The sequence below is a fragment of the Actinoplanes sp. NPDC051470 genome (assembly GCF_040682035.1).
Lineage (GTDB): Bacteria > Actinomycetota > Actinomycetes > Mycobacteriales > Micromonosporaceae > Actinoplanes.
This window is the reverse complement of the sequence record NZ_JBFBAA010000002.1, coordinates 26,981-45,497: the sequence shown is the minus strand read 5'-3', so window position 1 is coordinate 45,497 and position 18,517 is coordinate 26,981. Positions and strand designations below refer to the sequence as shown.

The window sequence follows — 18,517 nt, the reverse complement described above, 5'->3', positions numbered from 1 at the left end:
CAGAGCGGCCCGTCGATGAGGTGGACGGACAGTATCGAAGCACGCGGAGATCAACTGAACACTCGTGAAGCAAGTCCACCGCAAAGTGCGACCGTCACCGGACCCCGGAGCCGATCCCTCCCGCAAGCGGCCAGTCGAATCCGCCATGAGGAGGGACGGCACTGCCCGGGAAGCCATGATGGACGGTGTGGTGTTCGGTGAGCTGGTCAGACCAGTTCCGGGACCGGCTGCGGGGTCACGCTGACTCCAGGGCAACAGACCGCCGCTGATCAGGCCGACCACGCGGTCCAGCGACGCACGACGATCTCGATGAACGGGCCGGGCGGCGGCGTCACCCGATATTGCTCATACTTCCCGGCCAGCGCCGCCAGCCCGGCCGCCGAGGTCTCCCGGACCACCGCGAGGCCGTCGGCGCGCACCCACCACAGCGTCGTCCAGTCGTCGGCGTAGTGGTCGACCAGCAGGCTCACCCGCGGCTCGGCCGCGATGTTCGCGAGCCGCTTCAGGCCGCGGTGCCGCTTGGGCTTGGCGTCCACCGCGCTGTGGATCGTCTCCCCGGCCACGGCGAAGACGAGGGGTACGAGGTGAGGGGCCCCGTCCGCGCCGACGGTGGCGAGCCGCGCGACCGGCGCGGCCGCGAACCGTTCGGCCGGGGTCACGACCCGGTCAGCTCGCCGATCGCCCGCTCCCACCTCTCCAGGGCGGGCTCCACCACGCTCCACGGCCCGGACGGCAGCCAGGTCAGCGCCCGGCGCACACCCAGCGCCTCCAGCCGCTCGAGCACCTTGGGGTCGGGCGGCGCCGAGATCACCTGCACCTGCATCGGCCGGTCGGCCCGGGCCCGCAGCTCGTCGATCCGGTCGAACAGGTTCTCCTCGTTCCACCTCGGGAACCAGCCGTCGGCGTACTCGAGCACCCGGTCGAGGACCGTCTTCCCGCCCCCGCCGATCAGCACCGGCGGCCCCGGGTGTTGCGCCGGCTTGGGCCACGACCAGATCCGGTCGAAGTTCACGTGGTCGCCGTGGAAGGTGGCCTCGTCCTCGGTCCAGATCGCCCGCATCGCCATGACCCGCTCGGAGAACAGCGCCACCCGGGTTCGCGGGTCGGTGCCGTGGTTGCGCATCTCCTCGCGGTTCCAGCCGATGCCGACGCCGAACTCGAGCCGGCCGCCGCTGAGGTGGTCGACGCTGGCCACCTCCTTGGCCGTGGTGATCGGGTCACGCTGGATGACCAGGCACACCCCGCTGCCGACGCGCAGCCGGGAGGTGGCCACCGCGGCCGCGGTCAGGGCGACGAAGAGGTCGTAGGTGTGCCAGTACTTGCGGGGCAGTTCGCCACCGGCGCTGTAGGGCGTCTCGCGGGACGCCGGGATGTGCGTGTGTTCGGCGAAGAACAGCGCGTCCTGCCCGCGTTCCTCGACGAGCCGCGCGAGCTGACCCGGACCGACACCGTCATGCGTGGGAAAGTATCCGACCCCGAATTCCATGACTCGAAATTAGTACGGCCCGAGCTCGCGGACGAGGATGTCGTAAGGACCGTCACTCCCGGCCAGCCCGACCAGCATGTTGCGGTAGCCGAGCGCGCGGTAGAGCCGGCCGGCCCGGGTGTTGGCCTGGTCGACCCCGATCAGCACCCGGTCGTGGCCGCGTCCTCGCAGGTAGGCCTCGCCCCGCCGGATCAGCCCGGTGCCGATCCCCTGACACCGGTAGGGCTGGTCGACGCGCAGCAGATACATCAGCGGTACGCCGGGAAGCGCCGCGCGCACCTCGCGCTCGTCGGCCGGCGCCCAGGAGACGATCACCGAGCCGACCGTGTCGAGACCGCGGACCGCGCGGAGCAGCCGCCCGCGGTCGTCATTCATCAGGCGGTGCCGGAGAATGACGAGATCATCACCGGTCAGCCGGTCCTGAAGTGGCCGGAGGTCACGTTCCTCGGCCATCCGAACGTCATAACGCACGGCGGAAGACATTATCAGCCGTGAAAACGCAAGATCACCGAGCCCGCGAGAACAATCAGCGCGGTGAATCCGAGCGCGACCACCCCCAGGGCCGAGAACATCCCCTGCGCCATCACCCGGGTCCGCCTGGCCATACCGCGGAGGGAGTCCAGCGCGAACTTGATCAGCATGACGACCACGGCAATGGCAATGGCGGTCAGCAGGTCCACACCCATCGGAATCACAACCTCTCCTCGAAGGGAACGGACCGAGCATAATTGCGTCGCCGCCTTTCTCCGACCGCTTTCCGCCGCCTTCCGCAGATGCCGTCAGGTCCATTTGTTCAGTTAATTTCAGCCCCGTTCCTGAGGCTCCCGGGAGCAGGTCACCAAGGTGACGGCTAGGCATCTTCAGGTGACTCACGGTAGCCTTCAGCGATCGCTGAACTTCTCTTGATGTTCCGCGCCCGGAGGGAGAATCGCCATTGGACGGTCCGGCGCTCGCCGCGCGCCTGCGGGCGCTCCGGGAGGCGGCGGGGCTGACCCAGTCCACGCTGGCCCGGGCCCTCGGTGTCAGCGTGCCGCTGATCTCGGCCTGGGAGAAGGGAACCGTGCCGCCGGCCCGCCGGCTGGAGGCGTACGCCCGGCACTTCGCCCCCGGCAGCGACGAGGGCCTGCGCGCCGAGCTGCTGGCCCTGCGCTCCCCCGGCCCGGCCGACCGCGCGCCCCACCCGCTGACCTTCGCGCCCGGCGAGGCGGTCACCATCGTCTGCTCCCGGCTGCCCGACGTCCGCCGCGCCCGCCTGGGCCAGCTCGACCAGGTCAACCCCGACTACATCGACGCCTACAAGTACGCCGACCTGGACGCCCTGATCGAGCTGCTGCCCCTGGTCACGTCGCTGAACCCGGCCAGCCGGGTGACCATCGGCACCGCCGACGACCTGGCCTCCGACACCCTGGCCGAACACCTGATCCTGCTCGGCGGCGTCGACTGGAACCCGGTGACCGCCGAGCTGATCAAACACCTCGAGCACATCCCCGTCCGCCAGCGGGAACGCCCCCTGGACGCCGACCCGGGCGGCTTCGTGGTGGACGCCGAGACCGCCCCGGCCGAACTGGTGCCACGCATCGTGGAGAACGGCGGCCGCAGCCAACTCGTCGAGGATGTCGCGCATTTCCTGCGCGCCCCGAATCCGTACGACCGGCGTCGCACCCTGACCATCTTCAACGGCTCGTTCAGCCGCGGCACCCTGGGCGTCGTCCGCGCATTGACCGATTTCAACATTCGCGATCGTAACGCCGCCCATCTGGCCCAACGATTCCCCGGCGCCACGTCCTACAGCGTCGTCTGCCGAGTGCGAATAGTCGCGCGACAAGTGGTGGTTCCGGACTGGACGATGGAGGATGACCGTCTCCACGAGTGGCCGGCCCCCATTCGGGCTTGACAAAAATCCGCGACCCCTTGGCAGGAGATCGTGCGAGTGTTCTCGCCGTAAGCAAATTGCACGAACGGCGAATAGGAAAGGCACTCCAGGTGAGCACGACTCTCGACCGACAGCCCACCCCGACCGTGTCGGGGCCCTCGAACGCGATGGCCTCGACGACCCACCACTCATCACACCGCCGCCTGCTGGCCACCGGCGCCGGCGCCGCCATCGCGACCGCGCCGGTCGACGCGATCATCGTCCCCGCCGCCCGCGAGGCGAGCGGGCTGGCCGTCGCGGTCGCCCTGGCCGACCACCTCGACGCGACCCTCGTCGTGCTGTGCAGCCGCGACGCCCAGGCCGCCCAGGTCCGGGCGCTGTGGCGGGGCAACCCCCGGGTGTGGGCGGCCGACGTCCACGGCCCGAACAACGTCCTCCCCCGGTTCCGCACCACCCTGGTCGTGCGGGACACGCCGTTCCAGCGCCGGCCCGACACTCCCGTCAAGCGCAACCTGGGCCTGGCCCTGACCCGGATGATCGGCTGGGAGCGGGCGTTCTTCCTGGACGACGACATCGACGGCATCGACCCCGCCTCCCTGCGCGAGGGCGCCGGGATGCTCGACCGGCACGACGTGGTCGGCCAGCGCAACATCGGTTTCCCGGACAACTCGGTGGTCTGCCACGCCCACCGGGAGACCGGCCACCGGCAGGAGGCTTTCCTCGGCGCCGGCGCGATGCTGTTCCGCGGCGCCCGGGCGGCCACCGCGTTCTTCCCGGCGATCTACAACGAGGACTGGTTCTTCGTGCTCGACCGCAACCGCCTGGCCCGGTGCGCCGCCCACGGCGAGTTCGCCCAGCGCGCCTACGACCCGTACGCCGACCCGCGCCGCGCCGCGCGCGAGGAGTTCGGCGACTGCCTGGCCGAGGGCATCTTCGCGCTGCTCGACGCGGGCCGTCCGATCGACGACGCCGACGAGGACTACTGGCGCGACTTCCTGGCCGGCCGGGCCGCCCTGATCGAGCAGATCCGGACCGACTTGACAGCTTCTGACGTGCCCCGCACCCGCCGCGCCCGGATCGCCGACGCGCTCGGCGCCGCCACCTACAGCCTGGGCCTGATCAAGCCGGCCCAGTGCGTCCGCTACCTCTCCGCCTGGCGCTACGACCTGGAGCTGTGGCGGCGCTTCACCGCCGGCCTGCCCCGTGGCCTGAACCCCCGGGCCGCCCTCGGCTACCTGGGCCTGCGCGCCGCCTGACCCGCCTGTTCGGCCGCGGTCAGGCCCGCCCCCTGACCCACCTGTTCGGCCGCGGTCAGGCCCGCCGCCTTGGCCAGCAGCCCCGCCTGGGTGCGGTTCGCGCAGCCCAGCTTCTCGAACATCCGCGAGATGTAGCCCTTCACGGTGGCCTCGGAGAGATGCAGCCGCGACGCGATCCGCGCGTTGGACAGCCCGTCGCCTATGCCCGCCAGCACCTCCCGTTCGCGATCGGTCAGGCCGGCCAGCCGGTCGAGCGCCCCCTTCCGCTCGTCCCGGGCCGTCGCCGACGCCGCCACCAGCCCTTCCTTCGCCACCGGCGACAGCACCGTGTGCCCCTGGGCCGCCACCCGGATCAGGTCGAGCAGCTCACCGGGCGGCGTCGACTTGACGAGATAGCCGGCCGCACCCGCGCGCAGCGCCTCGATCACGTACCCGTCCGCGTCGAACGTCGTCAGGACGAGCACAATCGGCGGATCCGCCCGGGCGCGAATCCGGGCGGTCGCGGCCAGGCCATCCACCCCCGGCATGCGCAGATCCATGAGTACGAGATCAGGCCGCTCCCGCACCACCGCCTCGGCCGCCTCCGCCCCGTCCGCGGCCGTGCCCACCACGACGATGTCCCCCGCCGCCCCCAGAATCGTCGTCAGATGCCGGCACACCATCGGCTCGTCATCCACAATCAGCACCCGGATCACCCGCCCACCATGCCCTTCCCCGCCCCTTTGCTCTGAGCGCGTATAGGCACCACCCGCGCCCAGCGTGGTATGGCTCTGAGCGCATATAGGCACCACCCGAACCCGACGCGGTACAGCTCTGAGCGCATATAGGCACCACCCGACCCCGGCATCACGACAGCCCCCGCGCCGGCAGCACCGTCTCCACACGAAACCCGCCGTCCGCGTCCGGCCCGGCCGCCAACGACCCGCCGATCGACTCGACCCGCTCGCGCAGCCCGGCCAGCCCCGTGCCGGCGCCACTCCCGGCCAGCCCCGACCGCCGGCGAGGCGCGCTGTTGCACACCACGATCCGTACCTCATCGGCGCCGTACGAGGCCGCAACCCGCACCCTGGCACCGGCCGCGTGCTTGCGCGCGTTGGTCAAGGCTTCCTGCACCACGCGGTACGCCGTCCGCCCGGTCACCTTCGACAGCTCCGGCGACGGCGATCCGTCCACCGTCAACCGCACCGGCTGCCCGGCCCGGACCGCGTCGTCAACCAATTCGGCCAGGGCCGGCGCCGGCGACTCGCCCAGGGCCGGCGCCGGCGACTCGCCCCGGGCCGGCGCCGGCCGCTCGTCCAGGGCCGGCGCCACCGAAGACCCGTCGCGGCGCAGCACCCCCACCAGCTCGCGCAACTCGTCCAGCGCTCGCGCCCCCTGGTCCCGCAGCTCCTCCCCGGCCTGCCGGGTCGCGGCGTCCGGCGCGCTCATCGACAACGCCCCGGCCTGCAAGGTCATCAGGGTCACCCGGTGCGCGACCAGGTCGTGGAGTTCCGCCGCGAGCCGCGTACGCTCCTCGGCCCGCGCCCGATCCGCCGCCCGCTCGGCCCGCTCCCGCAGCAGTTGCATCTTCCGGCGCCGCGCCGCCAGGTAGAGCCCGAACAGCGGTGCCACCGCGCTGTGCAGCAACCCGTTCGCCACCAGGCCCGAGGTCGGGTCCCAGGGCCGCACGCCGACCACCGTGAGCACCGCGATCAAGACCCAGATCCAGGTGGTACGCGCGACCGGCACGCCCCGCTCGACGATGTTGTCGGCCACCACCGACAGGGCGAGCGGCACCCACGCGCTGACCCCGAGCATGGTCTCGGCGAACGCGCCGTCGCCGGTGACGGCGATCAGCGTCTGGGCCAGGGCCGACAGCACGTCACCAGCCCGGCGCCGACCGGCCGACGGCGCCGGCCCAGGATCACACCCGAGGTCAGGAGCTGGAGACCGACCACGGCGACGAGCCGCGGGCCGGTGCCGGTGACGTGGGCGGTGATCAGGCCGCCGAGCACGGCCGCCGCCACGAGCATCGTGACCAGCGCGCCGTCGAGCAGGGCCGGACGCCTCACGGCCCCGACGCTACCGGCGCCCGCCCCGGCCCGCCGACCCTACGAAAGTAGGTTCCGTTCCCTACTTCTCCCGCTGCCGCCGCCCGCGGTCCCGGTCGCCCAATGAAGTGGGACTACCACTGAAGAGGGAGACACAGCCATGGGACTCACCAGACGCGGTGTGCTCGGCAGCGCGGCCGCCATCGGTTCGGCCGCGGCGCTCGCCACCAGCGCCCACCCGACGAAGCCGGGAAAGCGAGGAAAGCAGATCACCACGATCGTGATCGTGACCGGCGCCAACGGCGGGGCGGGCGGCGACGCCGAGCTGACCCTGCGCGGCCACCGTACGGTCGGCGTCGACCTGCCCGGCCACAACATCGGCGACGGCCAGTTCCGGCTCTCGTACCAGTGCCCGCAGAACCTGGCCGCGCTCGCCACCGAGCCGTCCCCGATGGCCGGCGTCACCCTCGACGACTACGCCGAGGCGGCCGTGGCCACCGTGCGCCGGGCCGGGCGGAACGGCCCGATCGTGCTGTGGGGCGGCAGCATGGGCGGCGCCACGGTCAACCGGGTCGCCAACGAGGTGCCGCGGCTGATCCAGCGGCTGGTCTACAGCTCGGCCTTCTGCTGCGTCGACCTGCCGTCGATGGCGGCGTACCTGATGGAGCCGGAGGCCAAGGACAGCATGATCCTCGAGCTGGGCGGCGCGGGCGTCGGCGACCCCGAGGTGATCGGCGCGACCCGCAGCAACTTCCGCACCGCCGACCCCCGGGTGCTGGCCAAGCTCAAGGAGGCGCTCTGCGCGGGCGCCACCGACCACGAGTTCTTCGCCCTGCTCAACACCATGCAGCCGGACGAGTCGATGCACATCCCGCTGGCCGACGCGCGCGGCCACAAGGAAACCTGGGGCCGCATCCCCCGCACGTACATCCGGCACACCCGGGACCGGATGATCCCGCTGCCCCTGCAGGACCGCTTCATCCACGAGGCCGACCGCCTCACCCCGCACAACCGCTTCGACGTGCGGAGCGTGGCCACGTCGCACATGCCCGATCCGCGCGGCTGGGCGTCCATCGTGGACATTCTCGACGAGCTAGCGGTGCAGGTTCAGGATTAGGTCGACGACCAGCGCGGTCCAGCCGGTCTGGTGCCAGCCGCCCAGGCCGGCGCCGTTGTCGCCGTGGAAGTACTCGGGGAAGACGATGAGGTCCTTCCAGTCCGGGTGGTTCTGGAAGAGGTCGGAGGCGCCGTAGATCGGGCGGCGGCCCCACGAGTCGGGCACGAACATCGACACCAGGCGGCGGGAGATGTCGTCGGCCACCTCGGTCAGCGACACCTTGGTGGCCGAGCCGGTCGGGTACTCCACCTTGAGGTCGTCGCCGTAGAACGAGGCGAATTCGCGCAGCGCCTCGACGAGCAGGAAGTTGATCGGCATCCAGACCGGGCCGCGCCAGTTGGAGTTGCCGCCGAAGAGGCCGCTGGTCGACTCGGCCGGCTCGTACCCGACGGCGAACTCGGAGCCGCCCAGCGACACGTGGAACGGCTTCTCCTGGTGTGACTTGGAGAGCGAGCGGAGCCCGTACGGGGAAAGGAATTCCTCCGGGTCGAGCATCCGCCCCAGGATCCGCAGCAACTGGTCCTGACCGACCATCGACAGCAGCCGCTGCTGCCCGCCGGTGCGGGACAGCCGTCGCGCGCTGATCACGTCGGCGACGTCCGGCTGGTTGGCCTGCAGCCACCGCACCCGGGCCTGGAGCTCGGGCAGCCGGTTGAGGGTCGCCGCGCTCAGCGTGGTCGTCGCGGCCAGCGGCAGCAGCCCCACGATCGAGCGTGCCTTCAGCGGCAGCCGGTGCCCGTCGGGCAGCCGCAGCACGTCGTAGAAGAAACAGTCCTCGTCGTCCCACAGCCCCTGGCGGTACGCGGCCTCGGCGATGTGCGCGAAGTGCTCGAAGAACTTCGTCGCCATGTCCTCGTAGGTGCGGTCGTGCAGCGCCAGCCGGATCGACATCTGCAGCAGGTTCAGCGCGTACATCGCCATCCAGCCGGTGCCGTCCGACTGCTCCAGCACGCCGGCCACGGGCAGCGCCGCCGACCGGTCGAACGGGCCCACGTTGTCCAGCCCGAGGAAGCCGCCCTCGAAGACGTTGTTGCCGCCGACGTCCTTGCGGTTCACCCACCAGGTGAAATTCAGGAGCAGCTTGTGTACGACGCGAGCCAGGAAGTCGTAGTCAAGGCCGCCGTCGATCTCGAACACCTGCAGGGCGGCCCACGCGTGCACCGGCGGGTTGACGTCACCGAACGCCCACTCGTACGCCGGGATCTGGCCGTTGGGGTGCATGTACCACTCGCGGAGCAGCAGCAACAGCTGGGACTTGGCGAAGCCCGGGTCGACGCGCGCGATGGTGACGCAGTGGAAGGCCAGGTCCCAGGCGGCGTACCAGGGGTACTCCCACGGGTCGGGCATCGAGATGACGTCGAAGCTGTTCATGTGCCACCAGGCGTTGTTGCGCCCGAAGCGGCGGCCGGGTGGCGGTGGCGCCGAGCCCGGGTCGCCGGTCAGCCACTGCCTGACGTCGAAGTGGTAGAACTGCTTGCCCCACATCAGCCCGGCGACGGCCTGCCGGGCCACGGCCGCTTCCTCACTGCTCGCCGCGGCCGGCACGAGTTCCTCGAAGAACTGGTCGGCCTCCCGCTTCCGCTCGTCGAGAACCGCGGCAAAATCAAGATCAACTTCGGGCTCGGGTACGTCCGACTGGACGAGCCGCAGCCGGATGGTGCGCGTCTCGCCCCCGCCCAGCGTCACCCGATGGTGCAGCGCGCCCTTGGTGCCCAGGCCGGCCGGGTTGACCGTCGGCAAGGCGTGCACGACGTGGTCGTTGATGCCGTCCTTCGGATATCGGGTGGCGCCCGGCGTGCCCCACAGGCGCTGCGAGTTGGTCTCGTTGTCGCAGACCAGCGCCCGCGCCTCGGCGTCACCCCGCAGGGTGAGATGGCCCAGGCTCCGGTGCTGGGCGTCCAGCCGCCCGTCCGAGCCCTGGATCTGCGGCTTCGGCCGGTTGGGCTGCCCCCAGGACCAGGTGTTCCGGAACCAGAGCGTGGGCAGCAGGTGCAGCGTCGCCTCATCCGGCCCACGGTTGCTCACCGTGATGGCGATGCACATGTCGGTGGGTGACGCCTTGGCGTAGTCGACGGTCACCGCCCAGAACCGGTCGTCGTCGAACACCCCGGTGTCGAGCAGTTCGTACTCGGGCTCCTCGCGCGAGCGCCGGCCGTTGACGCTGACCAGCTCGTCGTACGGAAAAGGGGCCTGCGGGTAGTGATAACGCCAGGTCATCCAGCTGTGCGTGGGCGTGGAGTCGAGGTACCACCAGTACTCCTTGGCGTCCTCACCGTGGTTGCCGCCGTCCCCGCCGAGCCCGAACATGCGCTCCTTGAGGATGGGGTCGACCCCGTTCCACAGCGACAGCGCGAAGCAGAACGTCTGCCGCTCGTCACAGAACCCGCCCATGCCGTCGTCGTTCCACCGGTAGGCGCGTGACCGGGCGTGATCGTGGGAGAAGTAGTCCCAGGCGGTCCCGTGTTCGCTGTAGTCCTCACGGACCGTGCCCCAGGCGCGTTCGGCCAGGTACGGCCCCCAGGCCCGCCAGGCCTGCTCCCCCGAGTCGGCCTGCGCCAGGCGCACCCGCTCCACGCCGCCGCTCACCCCCCACCTGTCACCAGTCGACCACACCGAGGATTGTCCAGGCGGCGTGTTACGAACTCCGACTCATCTTCACCCCACCGCCGGGTCCGGCGAATTCAAGATCATATGTCGAATTCCCCTCGTGCCTGCTCGGCGGCGTGGCCAAGGTCGTGTCTCGTGGATCACCAGGGCCTGCGGCGCTTGGCTGATCCACGAGACACGACCTAGCCTGCCTCCGTGCCGAACTCAGTGATTGTGGTCGGCGCCGGCATCGTCGGCGCGTGCGTCGCCTACCAGCTTTCCCGCGACGGCGCCGAGGTGACGCTGATCGAGCGGGCGCCCGCCCCCGGAATGGGCGTCACCGCCAATTCCTTCGCCTGGATCGGCGAGGGCGGCCACTGGCCGGGCGGCGCCGCCGACCTGCGCCCCCACATCCTCGCCGACCACCGCCGCCTGTCCGCCGAGGTCCCCACCATCCCCCTGCGCTGGTGCGGCTCCCTCACCTGGCCCGCCTCACGCGAGCCCGAGCCCACCTCACGCGAACCCGAGCCCGCCTCGCCCGAGCCCGCCGCACGCGAACCCGAGCCCCTGCCGTTTGTCGGCCCCGACGAGATCTCCCGCCTCGAGCCGAACCTGCGCGCCGTGCCCGCCGGGCCGGCGACCCACTCCCCCACCGACGGCGCGGTCGACGCCGCCGGCATGGCCACCGCCCTGGTCGAGGCCACCCGGAGCCTGGGCGCCCGCGTACTCCTCGGAACCACCGCGACCGCGACGACCGCCCGCAGCGTCACCACCGACCGCGACCACCTGACCGCCGACGCGGTGGTCCTGGCGACCGGCGCCGCCCTGACCGAACCCTCCCCGGCCCTGCTGATCCGCGCCGCCGCCCCACCCGGCCTGGTCCGCATGATCGTCTCCGCCCCCGGCTTCGAGGTCCGCGAGTCCCGCCCCGGCGAACTGCTGTTCGCCGCCGAGCCCGACGCCGACCCCGCCGCCGTCGTGGTCCGCTTCCGCGCGGCGTGGTCGGGCGCGGAGAAGGTCCGCGTCCTGAACTCGACGATCGGCGTCCGCCCCATGCCCCCGGGGGGCCCGATGATCGGTTACGCCCCGGACGGCACCTATCTGGCCGTCATGCACTCGGCCGTCTGCCTTGCCCCGACCGCGGCCCGCCTCATCGCCCAAGAGATCGTGAGCGGCCACCCGGCCCTGGAACTCGCCCGCTGCCGTCCGGCCAACGCTTCCGCCGACTCACAGTGACACATCGATTACCAACGGTAAATGCACACGGTGGGCGCCGCCGACGACACCGCCCGCGTGCACCACATCTCGACCCTGGTCTTCTGGGCCCGGGCCGAGGAGGACGCCGACCCGGCCGCCCCCGAGGCGGCCGAACTCCGTCGCGAGGCGGCGCGGCTCACTCCCGGCGTCGAGGCGTCCGACGCCCGGCGGCGGATGCGGAACCTGCCCGAGGGAGGCGACCGTCGATCTTTTCACCCGAACGGGCGGGTGCCCGAGTTGTCAGATGATGACAACCCGAGGTAACGGAAAACCATGGAATCGAGTGCTGTAAGTAGCGGTATATGCACCGGCCGACCCGACGAAGATCTCGTCGCCCTCGCGGAGGTCGGCCGACAGCGGCACCCCGGTGGCGAACGTGTCCTGGCTGTCGCAGGTCGGCCCGGTCACGTTGAACAGCTCCGTCGCCAACGACCCGCGGCTGTCGCTCAGCGGGTAGCGCAGCTCGCCCCCGGACTCCAGCGCCTCCATCATCCCGTTGAAGACGCCCAGGTCGGTGTGTGCCCACCGCACGCCGTGCCGGGACGCCACCCCGATCACCCGGCAGCGGAACGTGCCGGCGCTCGCGACCAGGCAGCGCCCGGGCTCGGCGACGGCTTCCACCTCGTACGGAAACTCCTTGATCTTGAGCGCGAACACCCGGCCGAACTCGGCCATCGGCGGGATCCGCTCGGCGTAGCGGGCCGGGAAGCCGCCGCCGATGTCGAGCAGCTCGATCCGCAGGCCGTCGGCGGCGATCCGGGTGATCACCTGCCGGACGTCGTCCATGGGGCGGCCGAGCGCCTCCGGCGTGAGCGTCTGCGACCCCATGTGGAAGGTCAGCCCGTGCACGTTGAGGCCCAGTTCGGCGGCCTCCCGGCAGAGTCGCACGGCGTCGTCGGCACCGACGCCGAACTTGCCCTCGCTGGGCACCAGGCTGTCGCCGGGCGCGGTGGCCACGCGGACCAGCACGTCGCACCCGGGGGCGACGGCCGCGGTGCGCCGCAGTTCCTCACTGGAGTCGACGGCGAACCGGCGCACGCCGGCCGACCAGGCCTCGGCGGTCTGCGCCCGCGCGCGCACCGGGTTGCTGAAGATGAGGTCTTCGGGGGGTACGCCGAGCAGGCCGGTCAGCATGCGCAACTCGGCGGTGGAGGCTATCTCGAACGAGCAGCCGGCCTCGCCCAGGATCCTTAGCACACCGGGATCGGGATTGCATTTCGTGGCGTAGAAAGGTTTAACACCGGGGAAGGCGGCGGTGAATTCGGCGACCGCCTCGCGGAGGACCGCGGAACGCATTTCGAGCAGTGGCCCGGCGTCGGCCGGATCACCCATGGTCGAGCCGGAGGGAAGGAATCCGATGGCTTGTTCCAGCACCGTAAACTCTTTCACTTTAGGTGACCGAACCGGTGCCCAGCGTACACCTATCGCGGGCCGTATAAAATGCAGCATGCTGCAACGCCCCGTCAAGGGGCGTTGCAGCATTCGCGCATTGGTTACCACACCCGAGAAGTTGACTTTGAGTAAGCACTTCCCATCGGTGCGTGCCTATCGCTAGGCTCAGGACTGGATGTCGAACTCGCCATCCTTAGTTGAGTCCACGAAGGCGATCCACTCCGCCTGAGTGAACATCAGAGCCGGTCCAGACCGGTTCTTGCTGTCACGCACGGCAACACCTGTGTCGAGGATCGCGACCTCGACACAGTTGCTGCCGCCGTTTCCGTTGCTGCGGCTGCCCTTGCGCCACACAGCACCGTTGAGATGCGTAGACAAAATCCAAGCACCTCCCTTCGATATGTTGTTGTCTCGGAAGAGCTCTACAACTGCAGGAGACTCTCGATCATCTTAAGGGACATCCGGTGGTCGAGTGCCCCCGCGCCCAATCGATCGAACTCTTCTCGGTAACGGGCAACCTCGCTCGGTTGCTCTTCGTAGTAGTCTCCCGCAAGACCTTCCAGATATACAACATCCAAATGGGTGGTCTCCCGAAACTCCAAAAGCGCTGCTGGGCCGCCGAGGAAGAGATGTTCGCCGAAGTCCAGCGGAAGAATGCGAATCGTCACATTGGGTGATTGCGCGATATCCACAAGGTGTTGAAGTTGGTCGCGCATGACGGCCTCGCCGCCGATGTTCCGGCGCAGCACCGACTCATCCACGATGGCCGCCAGTTCCAGCGGATTGGTTCCGGACAGGCGGGCCTGCCGCTGCAGCCGCAGCCGGATCCGGCGGTCGGTCACGGCCTGGGGCGCGTCCGATCCCGAGCGCATGAGGGCGCGGATGTACGCCTCGGTCTGCAGCAGCCCGGGCACCACCACCGGCTCGAACACCCGCATCGCGGCCGCGCCGGCCTCGAGCCCGACGAAGTTGCCGGGGCGCAGAACGTCCTTGTAGTCGGTCCACCAGCTGCGTTCCTTGGACAACCGGGCGAGCTCGACCATCGCGTCGCGGTAGTCCTCGTCGAGCCGGCCGTACAGCGTCAGCAGGTCACGCACGTCGCGAGCGGTGACCGCCACGCGCGCGGTCTCGATCCGCGTGAGCTTCGCGGTGTTCCACTCGAAATGGCGTGAGACGGCTTCCTGAGTCAGCCCGGCCGCCTCGCGGCACCGCTTGAGTTCGGCACCCAGCCGGCGCCGTCGCAGCGTAGGGCTCTCATCAACGGTCACCAGGACTCCTCGACTCCATGCAGGACCCGATCCTACGTCCGGCGGGAATCAAGATCCGACGAGGACTCGACCGGCGCCGGTGCATTGTCGGGACCGCCCCGACAACCACATTAGACATCGAGTTTCGTACTTGGAGTCTAGGACTTCTTGTCTTGATCTCCGAGTTGGGTACATGATGCACCGGACAACGAGTTAAGGCGTTCTTGCGCAGGGCCCGCCAGCCCGGCCCGGGCGTGATTTAGGTCGAGTGTCTTATAAGGGGCGTGGCAGCGTGTTGGCTGACCAGTACTTTCTGATCTCGCACGAGGACCGGACGGGCCGATCCCGGCTACATCCGCGGGCAACAGGCCTTGGCTTGGCCGCTGCCCTCCTCGCTGAGTTGATATTGGAGGGCCGTCTTCGCGTCATCGAGGGTGACCTGCACATCGTCAGCCGGCAGCCACCGAGCGACGCGTTGTCGCACGACATCCTCGACCTGCTGATCGCGCAGCCACAGCACCGCGAGGTCCGCACCTGGCTCGCGTTCCTCTCGCAGGACGCGGCGGTCCGGGTCGGCGAGCGGCTGATGCGCCTCGGCGCAGTCGAGCCGGTGACCCGCCGCCGCATGCTCAGCACCCAGACGCTCTACATGCCGAACAGCGCCGAGCAGCGCAACGCCGCCGCCTGGGCTCCCGCCCGCCTGGCCAACCTGCTGGTCCGCGGCCTCGACATGAACATCACCGACCGGGTGCTGGCCGGCCTGATCGCCGCCACCGGCCTGACCCGCCACGTGCTCTACGACTTCGAAGTGCACCGGCACGCGTTCCAGACCCTGCCGGACGCCATCGCCTCACTCCCGATGGATCTTCGTGAGCTGATCGAGTACACCGAGGCATCGGTGGGCTCGGCGCTCACGGCCGGGCGCCGGTGACCACCGTCGGCCGTCATCACCGCACCAAGTACAACGTCGATCAATGGGCCGGGAGGCTGTTAATGGCGTCCAAGGACGCGGCCGAGCCAGACATCATCTCGCGGGCCCTGGCCCGCAACAGGCTCGGGGTTCCTTCCGTCGTGTTCTTCGGGGTGGCCGGCGCCGCACCGCTGACCGTGATCATCGGATCCATCTCCACCATCTACGCCGTGGTCGGCAACACCGCCGTGCCACTGGTCTACCTGGTGGTGGCCGGAATCCTGTCGATCTTCACGGTCGGGTTCGTGGCGATGAGCCGGCACATCGTGAACTCCGGCGCGTTCTACTCGTACATCGCCCATGGTCTCGGCCGGGTGCTCGGCGTGGCGGCGGCGTTCGTGGCCCTGCCGGCCTATTCGCTGATGCAGATCGGCCTCTTCGGACTGTTCGGCGTCGTCGCGTCCGGCGTGCTCGGCGCGATGGGCCTGACCGCCTCCTGGTTCGCCTGCGCCTTGGTCGCCTGGGCCGTCGTCACCGTCCTCGGCCTGCTCTGGGTCGACCTGAGCGGCAAGGTGCTCGGCGTCCTGCTGGTCCTCGAGATCGCCGTGGTCCTGATCTACGACACGGTGATGGTCGCCAACCCGGCGACCGGCTCGGTCGACTTCTCCTCGCTGGCCCCGGCCCAGCTCGCCACCCCCGAGGTGGTCGCGATGATGGTGCTGGCCATCGCCGGGTTCGTCGGGTTCGAGGCCACCGTGGTCCTCTCCGAGGAGGCCAGGGATCCGAAGAAGACGATCGCGCGGGCAACACACTGGTCGGTCATCCTGGCCGGCCTTCTTTGTGGCGTCTCGGCCTGGGCGATGTCGGTCGGCGCCGGCCCCGACCAGGTCGTCGGCCAGGCCCGCACGGAACAGACCGACATGGTGTTCACGCTGGTCTCGCCGCATGTGCCGGAAGCCCTGATCAGCATCGGCTACGTGCTGTTCATGACCAGCATCTTCGCCGCCCTGCTGGCCTTCCACGCGGCGGTCTCCCGCTATCAGTTCGCGCTCGGCCGTGAGGGCGTGCTCCCCCGCCTCTGGGGTTACACCCACCCCCGCACCGGCGCCCCGGTGGTCGGCTCGATCACCCAGAGCCTGCTGGCGCTGGTCGTCATCGTGCTCTACAAGATCAGTGGCGCCGACCCGCTGGTCTACCTGTTCGCCTGGCTGACCGTGGTCGGCGGCCTCGGCGTGCTGATCCTGATGTGGAGCGCGTCGGCCGCGGTGATCGCGTTCTTCGCCCGCAACCGCCGGCGCGAGTCCGTCTGGCGTACCCGGATCGCGCCGATCCTCGCCTTCCTTCTGCTGAGCATCATTCTCGCGGCGACCGTGATCGGCCTCGGCGACCTGCTCCAGGTCGAGGAGGGCTCGATCTTCCACTGGGTGTTCTCGGTGGCCTACCTGGTCTTCGCGATCATCGGGGTGATCTGGGCGCTGATCATGCGGATGGGCCGGCCCGAGGTCTACGCCATGATCGGCCGCGGCACCGAACGCTCCACCCTCGACTCGCCGCTCCCGAAGCGCCCGCACACCCACGCGGACCCGTTCAGCGCGCACGTTCCGTCGATCAAGTAAGCGATCAACCGATCTCATAGGGGAGATTCATGACGTACGCGATCAGGGAGCTGGTCATCCGGCACGTGTCGCCGTTCGACACTGCCGAGATCACCGACCTCGTGGCCGAGGCGATGTGGGACGGCCCGGTCGCCCGCTGGCTCAACCCGGACCAGTCCGAGCGGAAGAGTCGCAGCCCCGAATACTTCGACATCTTCGTCGACTACGCCGTCCAGTACGGCGAGGTGTACGGCATGTCCGACTCCGACACCGGGCAGATGACCGGCGTCGCGTTGTGGTTCCCCTTCACCTCGGTGATCCCGGGCCCGATCGACTACGAGCGCCGGCTCAAGGAGGTCACCGGGGACGCGTTCGACCGGGCGTGCCAGCTCGACGCGCTGATGGAAGAGAACCACCCGCTCGACCCGCACCACTATCTCGCGTTCCTGGCGGTCCGCCCCGACCGGCAGGGTCACGGCATCGGCAGCTCGCTGCTCGACCGGCACCACAGCCGGCTCGACCAGGCGGGCCTGCCGGCGTACCTCGAGGCCAACGACCCACGGAACCGAGACCTCTACCTCAGGCACGGATATCAGGTCCGGTCCGTGTTGCATCTACCCGACGGGCCGCCGCTCTGGTCGATGTGGAGGTCGCCTATGCCCTGACTCCTGACAACGGCTCAGGCCGCCGACGGAAATTCGTAGATCCAGAACTGCTGAGCGTCCATGCACTCGGCGCGCACCCCGCCGGACAACCGGTGGAGCATCAGCCGGATCACACGAGACATCTTCCGCATGTCGTCGTTGTACCGGCAGAAGTCGAGGGCGATGATGCCGTTCTGGTTCGCGGCCGTCAGGTACATGGCCTCTACCAGATCGGCAAAGGCTCTGGTGTCCCGGGCCCCGCAGCCGACGGCGACGAAACCGCAGTACCAGACCTTGTGTTGCCGGTACAGCTCCGGCCAGCGCCGCTCGAAGTATTCAGGTGCGACGAGCGGCATCGCGTGCAGCTTGTTGGTGTACGTGGACAGACCACACAGGGTGCCGTCGTCCCGCAGAGCCAGGTACTTCTGCACTCGCTGGTCCCGCATGACCGCGTCGAACTCGTCGCGATACATGAGGTGACGCTGCACTGCGAGGGCACGGATGTCGTCGAATGCCTCCAGGTAGAGGTTCCACGCGGCGTCGAGGTTCTCGTCATCGGTGATCTGCTCGATGATTTTGACAAGCATGCTCACTGCACCCCCGAGGGTCGTCGGCAAACGACCCCGCTCGTCGTACTTACTGCGGTCGATGATTCTTGACCATCACCATACGAAGAGTGATGTGAGTACGACAATGAGTGCTAGTCAATCATTTGTGCCAATCATGTCCGAAGATGATCTCGATCCACATGTCCGGGCCTGCTCCAGCGCGTTTTCGTGACGGTTGCCGCCTCGGCCGGCCGGCCGGGGCGGCCGAGTCGCGTCAAAAACCGGTGTCGATGCGTATATCTCCTGCATGCACGCACCGTTACGAAGATCGATGGTGACCATCGTTTCCCGGAGACCGAAAAGCGATCTGGACTAGCACCAAACTGCACTAAGTCCTTGCTCAGACGCAAGAAGGCTGGAACCAAGGCGGGGGCGGGCGCAGCCGGCACAGGGGCGCACGTGACCCGTCAGTAATAGTGAAAACGGCTCTTGATTGCACACACGGTGGCCGCGCTTTCCCCAGGTGAAAGCGCGGATCTGCATCTGCATGTGCGAATGTCCTGGTACAGAAGTCCA

At 69.3% G+C, this 18,517-nt stretch carries 20 protein-coding genes; 8 read left to right on the top strand and 12 right to left on the bottom strand.

The window, feature by feature from the left end; translation table 11 throughout:
* Positions 1-269 precede the first annotated feature (269 nt).
* Genes AB0M54_RS05280 through AB0M54_RS05265 form a run of 4 tightly spaced genes read right to left on the bottom strand, consistent with a single transcriptional unit; the run spans position 270 to position 2,172 of the window.
* Complete coding sequence (locus tag AB0M54_RS05280) at positions 270-659, bottom strand: TIGR03668 family PPOX class F420-dependent oxidoreductase (RefSeq protein ID WP_364469243.1); 390 nt, start codon at positions 657-659, stop codon at positions 270-272.
* Positions 656-1,486 carry an LLM class F420-dependent oxidoreductase gene (locus tag AB0M54_RS05275; RefSeq protein ID WP_364319802.1) on the bottom strand — a complete coding sequence of 277 codons (831 nt, stop codon included), beginning with the start codon at positions 1,484-1,486 and terminating at the stop codon, positions 656-658. The genes AB0M54_RS05280 and AB0M54_RS05275 overlap by 4 nt, the downstream gene beginning before the upstream one ends.
* Before the next feature lie 9 nt (positions 1,487-1,495).
* Entirely contained in the window at positions 1,496-1,957 is a 462-nt protein-coding gene (locus AB0M54_RS05270; RefSeq protein ID WP_364319800.1) for a GNAT family N-acetyltransferase, read from the bottom strand.
* Positions 1,958-1,971: 14 nt separating this feature from the next.
* Positions 1,972-2,172: a hypothetical protein gene (locus AB0M54_RS05265; RefSeq protein ID WP_364319798.1), complete on the bottom strand. Its 201-nt coding sequence runs from the start codon at positions 2,170-2,172 to the stop codon at positions 1,972-1,974.
* Positions 2,173-2,420: 248 nt separating this feature from the next.
* Here AB0M54_RS05265 and AB0M54_RS05260 point away from each other — a divergent pair, with 248 nt between their 5' ends.
* The gene (locus AB0M54_RS05260) at positions 2,421-3,380 is read left to right on the top strand and encodes a helix-turn-helix transcriptional regulator (protein WP_364319796.1); all 960 of its coding nucleotides are present in this window, start codon (positions 2,421-2,423) and stop codon (positions 3,378-3,380) included.
* An 89-nt stretch (positions 3,381-3,469) separates the two neighbouring features.
* Positions 3,470-4,615, top strand: coding sequence for a hypothetical protein (locus AB0M54_RS05255; protein ID WP_364319794.1), 1,146 nt, complete (start codon positions 3,470-3,472; stop codon positions 4,613-4,615).
* Here the strand turns inward: AB0M54_RS05255 and AB0M54_RS05250 are convergent.
* The 3 genes from AB0M54_RS05250 to AB0M54_RS05240 form a co-directional block, all read right to left on the bottom strand.
* On the bottom strand, positions 4,591-5,310 hold the full coding sequence (locus AB0M54_RS05250; protein ID WP_364469241.1) for a response regulator transcription factor: 720 nt from the start codon (positions 5,308-5,310) through the stop codon (positions 4,591-4,593). The genes AB0M54_RS05255 and AB0M54_RS05250 overlap by 25 nt on opposite strands.
* 151 nt (positions 5,311-5,461) lie before the next feature.
* Positions 5,462-6,475 carry a histidine kinase gene (locus AB0M54_RS05245; protein WP_364469239.1) on the bottom strand — a complete coding sequence of 338 codons (1,014 nt, stop codon included), beginning with the start codon at positions 6,473-6,475 and terminating at the stop codon, positions 5,462-5,464.
* A complete protein-coding gene (locus AB0M54_RS05240; RefSeq protein ID WP_364469237.1) occupies positions 6,448-6,666 on the bottom strand; it encodes a hypothetical protein in 219 nt (72 codons plus the stop codon). Before AB0M54_RS05240 ends, AB0M54_RS05245 begins: the two co-directional genes overlap by 28 nt.
* 139 nt (positions 6,667-6,805) lie before the next feature.
* Between AB0M54_RS05240 and AB0M54_RS05235 the strand changes: the two genes are divergently transcribed.
* A complete protein-coding gene (locus AB0M54_RS05235) occupies positions 6,806-7,762 on the top strand; it encodes an alpha/beta hydrolase (RefSeq protein WP_364469235.1) in 957 nt (318 codons plus the stop codon).
* Here AB0M54_RS05235 and AB0M54_RS05230 read toward each other — a convergent pair.
* Positions 7,739-10,348, bottom strand: a complete 2,610-nt coding sequence (locus AB0M54_RS05230; protein WP_364469233.1) for a glucosidase — start codon at positions 10,346-10,348, stop codon at positions 7,739-7,741. The two genes, AB0M54_RS05235 and AB0M54_RS05230, sit on opposite strands and share 24 nt — an antisense overlap.
* A 216-nt stretch (positions 10,349-10,564) precedes the next feature.
* Here AB0M54_RS05230 and AB0M54_RS05225 point away from each other — a divergent pair, with 216 nt between their 5' ends.
* Positions 10,565-11,584 carry an FAD-dependent oxidoreductase gene (locus AB0M54_RS05225; protein WP_364469231.1) on the top strand — a complete coding sequence of 340 codons (1,020 nt, stop codon included), beginning with the start codon at positions 10,565-10,567 and terminating at the stop codon, positions 11,582-11,584.
* 21 nt (positions 11,585-11,605) lie between these two features.
* A complete protein-coding gene (locus AB0M54_RS05220) occupies positions 11,606-11,869 on the top strand; it encodes a hypothetical protein (protein WP_364469229.1) in 264 nt (87 codons plus the stop codon).
* On the opposite strand, the gene AB0M54_RS05215 is transcribed toward AB0M54_RS05220, so the two are convergent.
* The 3 genes from AB0M54_RS05215 to AB0M54_RS05205 form a co-directional block, all read right to left on the bottom strand.
* Positions 11,846-12,979, bottom strand: a complete 1,134-nt coding sequence (locus AB0M54_RS05215) for a type III PLP-dependent enzyme (RefSeq protein ID WP_364469227.1) — start codon at positions 12,977-12,979, stop codon at positions 11,846-11,848. The two genes, AB0M54_RS05220 and AB0M54_RS05215, sit on opposite strands and share 24 nt — an antisense overlap.
* Positions 12,980-13,162: 183 nt before the next feature.
* On the bottom strand, positions 13,163-13,378 hold the full coding sequence (locus tag AB0M54_RS05210; protein WP_364320474.1) for a DUF397 domain-containing protein: 216 nt from the start codon (positions 13,376-13,378) through the stop codon (positions 13,163-13,165).
* Between the two features lie 41 nt (positions 13,379-13,419).
* On the bottom strand, positions 13,420-14,265 hold the full coding sequence (locus AB0M54_RS05205; protein WP_364319780.1) for a helix-turn-helix transcriptional regulator: 846 nt from the start codon (positions 14,263-14,265) through the stop codon (positions 13,420-13,422).
* 247 nt (positions 14,266-14,512) lie between these two features.
* On the opposite strand from AB0M54_RS05205, the gene AB0M54_RS05200 reads away from it, so the two are divergent.
* The 3 genes from AB0M54_RS05200 to AB0M54_RS05190 all read left to right on the top strand — a co-directional run bounded on the left by AB0M54_RS05200 (position 14,513) and on the right by AB0M54_RS05190 (position 17,414).
* Complete coding sequence (locus AB0M54_RS05200) at positions 14,513-15,175, top strand: GPP34 family phosphoprotein (RefSeq protein ID WP_364319778.1); 663 nt, start codon at positions 14,513-14,515, stop codon at positions 15,173-15,175.
* Between the two features lie 62 nt (positions 15,176-15,237).
* The gene (locus tag AB0M54_RS05195; RefSeq protein ID WP_364319776.1) at positions 15,238-16,770 is read left to right on the top strand and encodes an APC family permease; all 1,533 of its coding nucleotides are present in this window, start codon (positions 15,238-15,240) and stop codon (positions 16,768-16,770) included.
* Between the two features lie 29 nt (positions 16,771-16,799).
* Positions 16,800-17,414, top strand: coding sequence for a GNAT family N-acetyltransferase (locus tag AB0M54_RS05190; protein ID WP_364319774.1), 615 nt, complete (start codon positions 16,800-16,802; stop codon positions 17,412-17,414).
* Between the two features lie 14 nt (positions 17,415-17,428).
* Here the strand turns inward: AB0M54_RS05190 and AB0M54_RS05185 are convergent, their stop codons facing one another.
* Complete coding sequence (locus AB0M54_RS05185) at positions 17,429-17,980, bottom strand: hypothetical protein (RefSeq protein ID WP_364469225.1); 552 nt, start codon at positions 17,978-17,980, stop codon at positions 17,429-17,431.
* Positions 17,981-18,517: the final 537 nt, after the last annotated feature.